The following is a 10,854-nucleotide window of genomic DNA, read 5'->3' as shown; positions in this document are numbered from 1 at the left end:
ACAATCACCATGCTAGAGGGGAAGGGGCCTCGTTGCATAGCATCTAGTGCCATCCACCCGCACAGCGGGTGGTTTTCTGCGCCGCGCGTGCCGCGCGGCACGGACTAAAGTCCATGAATACGAAAATGCCCCTGTCCGGGAATCCCGGACAGGGGCATACGGTTCAAACCATAAGGGTTAGAACTTAGAACTCGTGGCCGCACTTCTTGCAGACGCGAATCTTGGTGCGCTTGCCGTCAAGCTCACCCTGCTTGTGGCCCACACGCGTGGCAGCGCCGCACTTGGGGCACACGAGCATAGCATTGGAGGCGTCGATCTTGGCCTCCTGCGAAACGATGCCGCCCTGCTGGTTCTGCTGGTTGGGACGGACGGCCTTCTTGACCATCTGGACGCCCTCGACCTTGATCTTGCCCTCAGCGGGATACGCGCGCAGAACGGTGCCCTGCTTGCCGCGATCCTTGCCGGAGAGAATCTTGACGGTGTCGCCCTTCTTGATGGACATGCCCATAGGTGCTCTCTCCTTTCTTTACAGGGTCTCGGGAGCAAGCGAGACGATCTTCATGTACTTCTTGTCGCGCAGCTCACGCGCCACAGGCCCGAAGATACGGGTGCCAACCGGCGAGCCGTCGTTGTTGATGACGACGCAGGCATTGTCGTCGAAGCGGATGTAGGAACCGTCCTTACGACGGACCTCCTTCACCGTACGGACGACGACGCACTTCACAACGTCCTTCTTCTTGACGTTGGCGCCAGGGGTGGCCTCCTGGACGGCAGCCACGATCACGTCACCGATTCCCGCATAACGGCGCTTGGAACCGCCAAGCACCTTGATGCAGCGAACCTTGCGCGCACCGGAGTTGTCGGCGACGTTGAGCATGGTTTGCATTTGAATCATGGTAGTTCCTCCGAACTTCGGTCAGCGAGAGGTGCGCACGCGCATGAGCGACCGTAGGTCACGCGGCGCACATCGCCGACGGATACGTCTTAAGACAGCTTACTTGGCGCGCTCGATAATCTCGACAAGACGCCAACGCTTCATCTTGGACAGAGGACGAGTCTCCATGACGCGGACACGGTCGCCCACGTTGGCAGTGCACTCCTCATCGTGCGCATGAAGCTTCTTGGTGGTGGTCATCATCTTGCCGTACTTGGGATGACGCTTACGCTCCATGGTCTGGACAACGATAGTCTTGTTGCCAGAGATGGAGACAACGACGCCCGTACGGACCTTGCGCGAATTACGCTCAGTCGTTTCAGTCATGCTTCACTCCAGGTCTACTTAGCGGCAGCGGTCTTCTCCGCTGCAATCTCACGGGCGCGCTGCTCCGTGAGGATACGAGCAATATCCTTCTTCACGGTCTTGACGCGAGCGGTATTGTCGAGCTGGCTGGTAGCCATCTGAAAACGAAGGTTGAACAGCTCAGCGCGGCATTCCTTCAGCTTCTCGACGAGCTGGTCGTCGGAGAGCTCACGAATCTCTGCGGGCTTCATTTACTTATCCTCCCCGTCCTGATCTGCGCGGGAAACGATCTTGGTCTTGATGGGCAGCTTGTGCTGAGCCAGGCGGAGCGCCTCACGGGCGACGGGCTCGGCAACGCCGGAGATCTCGAACATGATACGGCCCGGCTTGACGACGGCCACCCACTCCTCGGGATTGCCCTTACCGGAACCCATGCGGGTCTCGGCCGGCTTCTTGGTGATGGGCTTATCGGGGAAGATCGTGATGAACACGCGGCCGCCACGCTTCATATAACGGGTCATGGCGACACGGGCAGCCTCGATCTGGCGGTTGGTGATCCAGTGGGCCTCGAGAGCCTTGATGCCGTAATCACCGAAATGCAGCTCGGTGTTACCCTTGGCATGGCCCTTCATGGAGCCACGCTGCACCTTGCGGTGAAGAACACGCTTAGGGGCAAGCACTACTGACCCCTCCTCTCGGAATTACGACGACGAGGACGGCTGGAGCCCTCGAGCGCAGGGTTCGGGACAGGCTGGCCCGGGAGCTTCTCGCCCAGGTAAATCCAAACCTTCACGCCCGTGGAACCCATGGTGGTGTGAGCGGTGGCGGTGCCATAGTCAATCTTGGCACGCAGGGTGTGCAGCGGCACACGACCCTCGCGGTACCACTCTCGGCGGCCCATCTCGGCGCCGCCGAGACGGCCGGAGCACTGGATACGGATGCCCTTGGCGCCAGCCTTGCGAGCGGACTGGACGGCCTTGCGCATGGCGCGACGGAAGGCGACGCGGCCCTCGAGCTGCTCAGCGATGGACTGAGCAACGAGCGTGGCGTCGAGCTCGGGGCGCTTGACCTCGATGACGTCCACGGAGAGCTGGCCCTTGGAAACACCAGCGACCTTCTCGAGCTCGGTGCGAAGAGCGTCGATCTCGGAGCCCTTCTTGCCGATGACGATGCCGGGGCGGGCGGTGAGGATGATGACCTTCACCTTATCGCCGGCGCGCTCGATCTCCACGCGGGAGACGGCGGCACGATGGAGGCGCTTGGCCAGGAACTTGCGGATCTCAAGGTCGTTGCCAAGGGTCTCGGCATAATTCTTGTCCGCGAACCAGCGGGAGCGCCAGTTCTCGGTGATGCCGAGACGGAAACCGGTGGGGTAGACTTTCTGACCCATGGCTCGTTATGCCTCCTTTCGAGGAGCGACGACGACGGTGATGTGGCTCGTGCGCTTCAGGATGCGGGAAGCGGAGCCCTTGGCGCGAGGACGGATGCGCTTGAGCGTCGGGCCCTCGTCGACATACGCCTTGGCAACCACGAGGTTGTCGGCGCGCATGCCGTTGTTGTTCTCAGCGTTCGCGACGGCAGAGCGCAGGACCTTCTCGACGTCCACGGCCACGGCGCGTTCGCAGAAATGCAGGATGTCGAAAGCCTGTGCGACAGACTTGCGACGGATGAGATCGACCACGAGGCGAGCCTTGCTGGGGGACACGCGCACGTACTTGGCGACGGCGCGCACCTCGCGGGTCTCGGTATCGGTAGCTTTAGTTGCCATTTACGTGAAACCCCCTACTTGGCCTTGTGGCCACGGAACGTACGAGTCGGCGCGAACTCGCCGAGCTTATGACCGACCATGGACTCGGTGACGTAGACCGGCACATGCTTGCGGCCGTCGTGTACAGCGATGGTATGACCGACCATCTCGGGGAAGATGGTGGACGCGCGGGACCAGGTCTTCACGACGTCCTTCTTGCCAGCCTCGTTCATCGCGACGATACGCGAGAGAAGGCGAGCTTCCACGAACGGCCCTTTTTTGAGACTTCTGCTCATAGGTGCTTACTCCTAATACTCGGTATCCGAAAACTACTTCTTGCGACGACGGATGATGAGGCTGTTCGACGTCTTCTTCTTCTTGCGCGTACGATAGCCCTTCGTCGGCTTGCCCCAAGGAGTGACAGACGGACGACCGGAGGTGTGGTTCTTGCCCTCGCCGCCGCCGTGCGGGTGGTCGACCGGGTTCATGACCGTACCACGGACGGTGGGACGGACGTTCATATGACGCTTACGACCGGCCTTGCCGATGACGATGTTGGAGTGCTCGGCGTTGCCGACCTCACCAACGGTGGCGCGGCAGGTAGCCAGCACGCGACGCATCTCGGAGGACGGCATACGCAGGATGGCGTACTTGCCCTCCTTGCCCATGAGCTGGCAGGAGTTGCCGGCGGAACGGGCGATCGCGGCGCCCTTGCCGGGCTGGAACTCGACAGCGTGGATCAGCGTACCGACGGGGATGTCGGCGAGCGGAAGCGCGTTGCCGGGCTTGATGTCGGCGTCGGGGCCGGAGACGACCATGTCACCGACGTTGAGGCCCTTGGGGGCCAGGATGTAGCGCTTCTCGCCGTCCACATAGTGGAGCAGCGCGATGCGAGCGGAGCGGTTGGGGTCGTACTCGATCGTGGCAACCTTGGCGGGCACGCCGTCCTTGTTGCGCTTGAAATCGATGCGACGATAACGGCGCTTCACGCCACCGCCCTGATGGCGGGTCGTGATGCGGCCCTGGTTGTTGCGACCGGCCTTCTTGGGCAGCGGCTCGAGAAGCGACTTCTCGGGCTTGGTGCAGGTGATCTCGGCAAAGTCAGAGATCGTCTGCCAACGGCGACCCGCGCTGGTCGGCTTAAGATGCTTTACAGCCATTCCCTATCCCTTTCAACTTCTATCCGTTGGCCGTCGCAGGCAGGGATGTGAGGTTAGACCTCGGGGTGCGACGACACCGGATTACCACGGTACCGGGCGGCTCCATATTCTGGGCCCGGAACCACTTTGACCCTCGCCTCCCTTGCGGGAGGCGACAAGACAATCCGAGAAACTAGGCCTGGTTGCCGTAGATCTCGATGGACTCACCCTCGGCGATGGTGACGACAGCCTTCTTCCACTGACGAGTGTAGCCGGCAACGTAACGCACGCGCTTCTTCTTCGGCTTCACGTTAATGGTGTTGACGCTCGTAACGTGAACGGAGAAGAGCTCCTCGACGGCGTCCTTGATCTGATACTTGTTCGCGTCGCGAGCGACCTCGAACGTGTACTTGTTCTGCTCCATGAGCGAGAACGAACGCTCGGAAACGATCGGGCGAATGATGATCTCGTGGGCGGTCATTTATGCAAGCACCTCCCCGAAGTGAGCAGCGACGTCGGCGGGCATCAGCAGAGCGCCGTTGTTAATGAGGTCGTAGGTGTTGGCCTCCTGCGGCGTGATGATGAACGTCTTGGGGATGTTGCGGAACGACAGAAACGCGTTCACGTCGTCCTCGCGGACGATGATCGTGAGGCGCTTGCCCTCGAGGCCGAGTGCCTTGAGCATGGCGACGGCAGCCTTGGTGCTGGGCTTCTCGAAGCCGTAGTCGTCCACGAGCACGAGCTCGTTGTCGCGCACCTTAGCGGAAAGCGCGGAACGCATAGCGAGCTTGACCTCTTTGTTGTTCATGCGCTTGGTGTACAGACGCGGCTTCGGGCCGTGAATGACGCCACCATGACGCCACTGGCCGGCGCGGGTCGAACCCTGGCGAGCACGACCGGTGCCCTTCTGACGCCACGGCTTGGCACCGCCACCGGAGACGTCGCTGCGACCCTTGGTGGACTGGGTGCCCTGACGCCAGCAGGCCATCTGGCACTTGACGATGTGATGCATGACGTGGGTGTTCGGCTCGATGCCGTACACCGCAGCGGAGAGCTCGGTCTCGGCGACCTTTGCACCCTCGCTGTTCTTGACTTCAAACTTAGACATTCTGTGTTCTCCTTGGTATGACGCTGGGCGTTATAGGGACTGGCCCTTAAGCCATACGGATGGCGACCAGACCGTTCTTCGCGCCAGGGACGGCACCCTTGACGAGAATGAGGTTCTGCTCGGCATCGATGCGGACAACGGACAGGTTCTTCACGGTCACGCGCTCGTTACCCATGTGACCAGCCATCTTGACGCCCTTGAGGACGCGCGCCGGGTAGGCGCACTGGCCGATGGAGCCGGGGTGACGCTTGAAGTGGGAACCGTGGGTCATAGGACCGCGGCGCTGTCCCCAACGCTTGATGCGACCCTGGAAGCCCTTACCCTTGGAGGTGCCAATGACATCAACCTTGGCGACGTCGGCGAAGTCGGCGACGGTGACGACCTCGCCCACCTTGTGATCCTCGCCGTTCTCGACGCGGACCTCGCGGAGGTAGCGGACGGGCTCGACGCCAGCCTTGGCAAAGTGACCCGCCATGGGCTTGTTGACGTTCTTGGCCTTGATGGCGCCAAAACCAATCTGGACGGCATCGTAACCGTCGGTCGCCTTAGTTTTAACCTGCGAGACGGCGCAGGGGCCAGCCTGGATGACCGTGACGGGGACGACGTTATCGTTCTCGTCCCACACCTGGGTCATACCGATCTTGCGGCCGAGAATCATGCTGATCATTCAATGATCCTAACTCTCGGTGGTCTTGGGACATTGCATCCGCCCCTTGCGGATGCCCCTAGAGGACCACTACCAACTTGTGCTTCGCGGCTTGCATTCCGTCCTTCTGGCGCCGCGCAACCCATAATGCGGCAAGTCGTCGAGACAGAATCCTCCCCGTTTGACACAGCTGCTTAGTATACACGCGCACGGGCGTCTCCATGTATTGCTCACAAAGGAATTGCTAGCCTGAGCAGGGCGTGTGACGTGTTGTGGCATCGCTTGGCGTGTCGTGGTGTGTTGCGACGTGTTTTCGAGTAACGTGCGTCCAACGGAAGTTGCGTACGGCGTTTGCGAGTTGCGTACGCCCAATGAGAGTTGCGTGCGCGATTCAGCCATAATCACCCTCATTTGGAGGCAATTATGGCCGAAAACCTCTATCAATTTTAATAGCAGGCATGCAACGTGAATTCGCCGCACGCAACTGGAGAACTCCGCACGTAACTCGATAGCTGGCACGTCAGGTGAGATCCCCACCCGTAAGCCCAGGAAGGATCCTCAGCTCAAAAGACGATATGCTCAACGGTGGGCACCACCAACGAGCTTAATCAGCCGCACATACCAGCAAAAAAAGAACCCCCAAAGCACGTGGATACTCCAACGTACCTTGGGGGTTCTTGTAAAGAGCCTAGACTCTAGTAGCTAAACCTAGAGCTTAATCTCGATGTCCACACCCGCGGGGAGGTCGAGACGCATCAGCGAATCGACGGTGCCGCTGGTGGGGTCAAGGATGTCGATGAGGCGCTTGTGGGTGCGCATCTCGAACTGCTCACGGCTGTCCTTGTCGACGTGCGGTGAGCGGATGACCGTGTACAGGTTGCGCTCAGTCGGCAGCGGGATGGGGCCGGACACGCGGGCACCGGTCTTCTGAGCGGTGTCGACGATGAGCTTCGCGGACTGATCCACAACCTCGTGATCATAGCCCTTGAGGCGAATCCTGATCTTCTGGCTAGACAACGTTACCTCCAATAGAAGTGCGAGGGCTTCCTCGCGATGAGTACCTTACACAATTGATCGCGAGAGCCTACGCGTTGCCGCCAGCCTTGCTGACGACCTCATCGGTGACCGACTTGGGCGCCGGCTCGTAGGAGTCGAACTGCATGGTGTAGGACGCACGGCCCTGGGTCTGCGAACGAAGGTCGGTAGCGTAACCGAACATCTCGCCCAGCGGCACCTTGGCGCGAATGACCTTGTTGCCGGAGCGGTCGTCCATGCCCTCGATCTTGCCACGACGACCAGAGAGGTTGCCCATGACGTCGCCCATGTACTGCTCGGGGGTCTCGACCTCAACGGCCATCATCGGCTCGAGCAGGATCGGGTCGGACTTCTTGAGGGCGTCCTTGATAGCCATGGAACCGGCGATCTTGAACGCAGCCTCAGAGGAGTCGACCTCGTGGTAAGAACCGTCGAACAGGGTCACCTTGACGTCGACCACCGGGTAGCCGGCGATGACACCGGTCTCCAGGGCCTCCTGGATACCCTTGTCGATGGACGGGATGTACTCCTTCGGCACGACACCGCCGACGATGGCGTTGACGAACTCGTAGCCGAAGCCCTCCTCCATCTTCTCCAGCTTGATGACGGCGTGACCGTACTGACCACGACCACCGGACTGACGGACGAACTTGCCCTCGGCACGATCGACGTCGTGACCCGGAGCCTCGCGGTAGGCAACCTGGGGCTTACCAACGTTAGCCTCGACCTTGAACTCGCGGAGCAGACGGTCGATGATGATCTCGAGGTGCAGCTCGCCCATGCCGGCGATGATGGTCTGGCCGGTCTCGTGGTCGGTGCGCACCTGGAAGGTCGGGTCCTCCTCGGCGAGCTTGGCAAGAGCCATGGACATCTTGTCCTGCTCGGCCTTGGTCTTGGGCTCGACGGCGACGTCGATAACCGGGTCGGGGAACTCCATGGACTCGAGGATGATCTCGTGGCCCTCCTCGCACAGGGTGTCACCGGTGGTGGTGTTCTTGAGACCCACGGCTGCCAGGATGTCGCCCGTGTGAGCGCCGTCGACGTCGATACGGTCGTTGGCGTTCATCTCGAGGATGCGGCCGAAGCGCTCGCGCTGGCCGTTGGTGGCGTTCACCACGTAGGAGCCGGCGTCAACGTGACCGGAGTAGACACGGAAGAACGTGAGCTTACCGACGTAGGGGTCGGTAGCGATCTTGAAGGCGAGCGCGGAGAACGGCTCGTCCTCGCTGGCAGCGCGCGTGGCGGTCTCGCCCGTCTCGGGATCGGTGCCCTCGACCGGCGGAACGTCGAGCGGGCTCGGGAGGTAGTCGACGACAGCGTCGAGCAGCTCCTGGACGCCCTTGTTCTTGTAGGCGGAGCCCACGAGAACCGGGTTGAGCTCGTTGGCAAGCACGCCCTTGCGGATGGCAGCCTTGAGCATGTCCACGGGGACTTCCTCGTCCTCGAGAACCATCATCATGAGCTCGTCGTCGTACTCGGCGGCAGCGTCGAGCAGCTCGGCGCGCTTCTCAGCGGCAATCTCGGCGAACTCGGCAGGGATCTCGTCCATCGGCTCGGGGTAGGTCATGCCCTTGTCGTCGGCCTTGAAGTCCCATGCGGTCATGGTGACGAGGTCGATGACGCCCCAGAACTGATCCTCGGCGCCCATCGGGACCTGAATGGCCACTGCGTTGGCGTTCAGGCGCTCCTTCATGGTGTCGATGGCGTGCCAGAAGTCGGCGCCCACGCGGTCATACTTGTTGATGAACGCGATGCGGGGGACGTTGAAGTTGCGGGCCTGGCGCCACACGGTCTCGGACTGGGGCTGAACGCCGGCAACGGCGTCGAACACAGCCACAGCGCCGTCGAGGACGCGCAGCGAACGCTCGACCTCGGCCGTGAAGTCCACGTGGCCCGGGGTGTCGATGATCTGAATACGGTAAGCAGGACCCTCGCCGGCCTTGCCTCCCTTGTGCCAGAAGCACGTGGTGGCAGCAGAGGTAATGGTCACGCCGCGCTCCTGCTCCTGGACCATCCAGTCCATGGTGGCAGCGCCCTCGTGGACCTCGCCGATCTTGTGGGTCTTGCCCGTGTAGTACAGGATGCGCTCGGTCGTGGTGGTCTTACCGGCGTCGATGTGAGCCATGATGCCGATGTTGCGGGTGTCGGAAAGCTTGTACTTAGCCTTAGCCATGAGTATCTACCCTTCCTGGATTACCAGCGATAGTGAGAGAACGCGCGGTTGGCCTCGGCCATCTTGAAGACGTCCTCACGACGCTTCACGGAAGCGCCAACGCCGTTGGAGGCGTCGAGGATCTCGTTGGCCAGACGCTCGGCCATGGTCTTCTCCTTGCGAGCGCGGGAGAAGTTCACGATCCAGCGGATGCCCAGCTGGGTGGAACGACGGGAGTTGACCTCCATAGGCACCTGATAGGTGGCGCCACCGACGCGCTTGGGCTTGCACTCGAGCGTGGGCTTGACGTTCTCCATAGCCTTCTTGAAGACGGCCAGGGCGTCCTGCTCGGACTTCTTGGCAACGATGTCGAAGGCATCGTAGACGATGCGCTCGGCGACGGACTTCTTGCCGTCGAGAAGGACCTTGTTGATGAGCTGAGTCACGAGGCGGTTGTTGTAGACAGCATCAGGCTGAACCTCGCGACGATGAGTCTTGGATGCACGACGCGGCATGAAAAATCTCCTTCGGTATCTGCCGGGTTGCTCTAGCTGTTATGCGGGCGCGAGGCCCTACCCGGCGTTACGTGGGTGTCTCGTGTTAGTTCTTCGGACGCTTCGCGCCGTAGCGGGAGCGGGACTGCTTGCGGTTGTTGACCGGAGCGCAGTCATAGGCGCCGCGGATAATCTTGTAACGAACACCAGGCAGGTCACGCACACGGCCGCCACGGATGGCGACGATGGAGTGCTCCTGGAGGTTGTGGCCCTCACCGGGGATGTAAGCGGTGACCTCGATGCCGTTGACCAGACGAACACGGGCGACCTTACGAAGGGCCGAGTTCGGCTTCTTGGGAGAGGTGGTGAACACACGGGTGCACACGCCGCGCTTCTGCGGGTTGTGCTGGAGAGCCGCGTTCTTGGACTTCGCAGGCTTGGACTTGCGGCCCTTGAGGACCAGCTGGTTAATAGTAGGCAAAGCGTACTCCTTCTTCAGATGATTCCAGCTTTACTTGGTGCAACGGCTTGAATCGAGGCGTCAGCATCCACCTTCGAAACACGCAGTTCGCAAGCATACGCGCCCGGGCCTGCGGTGTCAACAGACCACGCGTCCGGGCGTCTCTGTATTTGCCGTCAATTGCGGAAAATCTTCACATGCGAGGTAGCTGAGCATGCGGAGACGGGTGCGTTACTCCCAAACGTGGGAATAGCACACCGGTCCCCATGTTCCCAACAGGTCGCGGTCCTACAGGCGATAACGGCGGCCGACGGGAAGCTGATCGCCGGTGGTAAGTTCCACTGCCGCGGCTGATCGCCGACTCACCCACGCATCGTTGACCACGTAGTAGCGGTGGATGCGTGTAAAACCCTCCCCGGCGAGACGCGCGGCATAGGCCGAGATCTTCTCGCGTAGGCGAAACGCCCCGCTTGGCGTGTGAATCACCAGGTAGTGATGCTGTGACTCCAGATAGATAATGCTTGCGAGCGGCAGGCGCACCAGGGCCGAACCGCGCTGCACGGTGAGATGCGACGTGGACATCATCATCGCCCCCGCGCCTCCTCATGCTCACTCGCTTCGGAAAAGGGCGTCCGAAACGCGATTGGCCGAGTAGACAAGTATGTTGGACTGACAAAACACCTGGTAGATGGATCGGAGCTTAAGAGTCTACTCGGCGATTCCGGAAAGGGACGCCCTTTTCCGAATCGAACGTGCTGAGGGTCGTCGCGAAGGCCCATATTCAGCGTTTCCATAGAAAAGCGGCCCGCCTCCCTGAGGAAGCGGGCCGCCGC

At 61.2% G+C, this 10,854-nt stretch carries 17 protein-coding genes; all 17 read right to left on the bottom strand.

Going from position 1 to position 10,854, the window contains the following annotated elements:
- Positions 1-184: 184 nt before the first annotated feature.
- Positions 185-508: a 50S ribosomal protein L24 gene (gene rplX / locus B5F33_RS04525; protein WP_087410601.1), complete on the bottom strand. Its 324-nt coding sequence runs from the start codon at positions 506-508 to the stop codon at positions 185-187.
- 18 nt (positions 509-526) lie between these two features.
- On the bottom strand, positions 527-895 hold the full coding sequence (gene rplN, locus B5F33_RS04520; RefSeq protein ID WP_019239652.1) for a 50S ribosomal protein L14: 369 nt from the start codon (positions 893-895) through the stop codon (positions 527-529).
- Between the two features lie 99 nt (positions 896-994).
- Positions 995-1,261 carry a 30S ribosomal protein S17 gene (gene rpsQ, locus B5F33_RS04515; RefSeq protein ID WP_087410600.1) on the bottom strand — a complete coding sequence of 89 codons (267 nt, stop codon included), beginning with the start codon at positions 1,259-1,261 and terminating at the stop codon, positions 995-997.
- Positions 1,262-1,275: 14 nt separating this feature from the next.
- On the bottom strand, positions 1,276-1,491 hold the full coding sequence (rpmC, locus tag B5F33_RS04510; RefSeq protein WP_087410599.1) for a 50S ribosomal protein L29: 216 nt from the start codon (positions 1,489-1,491) through the stop codon (positions 1,276-1,278).
- Positions 1,492-1,920 carry a 50S ribosomal protein L16 gene (rplP, locus tag B5F33_RS04505; protein WP_087410598.1) on the bottom strand — a complete coding sequence of 143 codons (429 nt, stop codon included), beginning with the start codon at positions 1,918-1,920 and terminating at the stop codon, positions 1,492-1,494.
- Positions 1,920-2,630 carry a 30S ribosomal protein S3 gene (gene rpsC, locus B5F33_RS04500; RefSeq protein ID WP_087410597.1) on the bottom strand — a complete coding sequence of 237 codons (711 nt, stop codon included), beginning with the start codon at positions 2,628-2,630 and terminating at the stop codon, positions 1,920-1,922. The genes rplP and rpsC overlap by 1 nt, the downstream gene beginning before the upstream one ends.
- A 6-nt stretch (positions 2,631-2,636) precedes the next feature.
- A complete protein-coding gene (rplV, locus tag B5F33_RS04495; protein ID WP_087410596.1) occupies positions 2,637-3,008 on the bottom strand; it encodes a 50S ribosomal protein L22 in 372 nt (123 codons plus the stop codon).
- A gap of 14 nt (positions 3,009-3,022) precedes the next feature.
- Complete coding sequence (gene rpsS, locus B5F33_RS04490) at positions 3,023-3,283, bottom strand: 30S ribosomal protein S19 (RefSeq protein WP_022349932.1); 261 nt, start codon at positions 3,281-3,283, stop codon at positions 3,023-3,025.
- A 33-nt stretch (positions 3,284-3,316) separates the two neighbouring features.
- Complete coding sequence (gene rplB, locus B5F33_RS04485; RefSeq protein WP_087410595.1) at positions 3,317-4,147, bottom strand: 50S ribosomal protein L2; 831 nt, start codon at positions 4,145-4,147, stop codon at positions 3,317-3,319.
- Between the two features lie 172 nt (positions 4,148-4,319).
- Complete coding sequence (gene rplW, locus B5F33_RS04480; protein ID WP_087410594.1) at positions 4,320-4,607, bottom strand: 50S ribosomal protein L23; 288 nt, start codon at positions 4,605-4,607, stop codon at positions 4,320-4,322.
- A complete protein-coding gene (gene rplD, locus B5F33_RS04475) occupies positions 4,608-5,234 on the bottom strand; it encodes a 50S ribosomal protein L4 (protein WP_087410593.1) in 627 nt (208 codons plus the stop codon).
- Positions 5,235-5,280: 46 nt separating this feature from the next.
- Positions 5,281-5,901: a 50S ribosomal protein L3 gene (rplC, locus tag B5F33_RS04470; protein ID WP_087410592.1), complete on the bottom strand. Its 621-nt coding sequence runs from the start codon at positions 5,899-5,901 to the stop codon at positions 5,281-5,283.
- A 687-nt stretch (positions 5,902-6,588) separates the two neighbouring features.
- Positions 6,589-6,897, bottom strand: a complete 309-nt coding sequence (rpsJ, locus tag B5F33_RS04465; RefSeq protein WP_022386569.1) for a 30S ribosomal protein S10 — start codon at positions 6,895-6,897, stop codon at positions 6,589-6,591.
- A 67-nt stretch (positions 6,898-6,964) separates the two neighbouring features.
- A complete protein-coding gene (gene fusA, locus B5F33_RS04460) occupies positions 6,965-9,088 on the bottom strand; it encodes an elongation factor G (protein WP_087410591.1) in 2,124 nt (707 codons plus the stop codon).
- A gap of 20 nt (positions 9,089-9,108) precedes the next feature.
- On the bottom strand, positions 9,109-9,582 hold the full coding sequence (gene rpsG / locus B5F33_RS04455; protein WP_087410590.1) for a 30S ribosomal protein S7: 474 nt from the start codon (positions 9,580-9,582) through the stop codon (positions 9,109-9,111).
- Between the two features lie 85 nt (positions 9,583-9,667).
- Positions 9,668-10,042, bottom strand: a complete 375-nt coding sequence (rpsL, locus tag B5F33_RS04450) for a 30S ribosomal protein S12 (RefSeq protein WP_087205201.1) — start codon at positions 10,040-10,042, stop codon at positions 9,668-9,670.
- Between the two features lie 267 nt (positions 10,043-10,309).
- Complete coding sequence (locus B5F33_RS04445; RefSeq protein WP_087410589.1) at positions 10,310-10,609, bottom strand: LytTR family DNA-binding domain-containing protein; 300 nt, start codon at positions 10,607-10,609, stop codon at positions 10,310-10,312.
- Positions 10,610-10,854: the final 245 nt, after the last annotated feature.

Origin of the sequence: Collinsella sp. An2 (assembly GCF_002160065.1) — a bacterium.
Classification (GTDB): domain Bacteria; phylum Actinomycetota; class Coriobacteriia; order Coriobacteriales; family Coriobacteriaceae; genus Limicola.
This window is presented reverse-complemented; position numbering and strand designations above follow the sequence as displayed.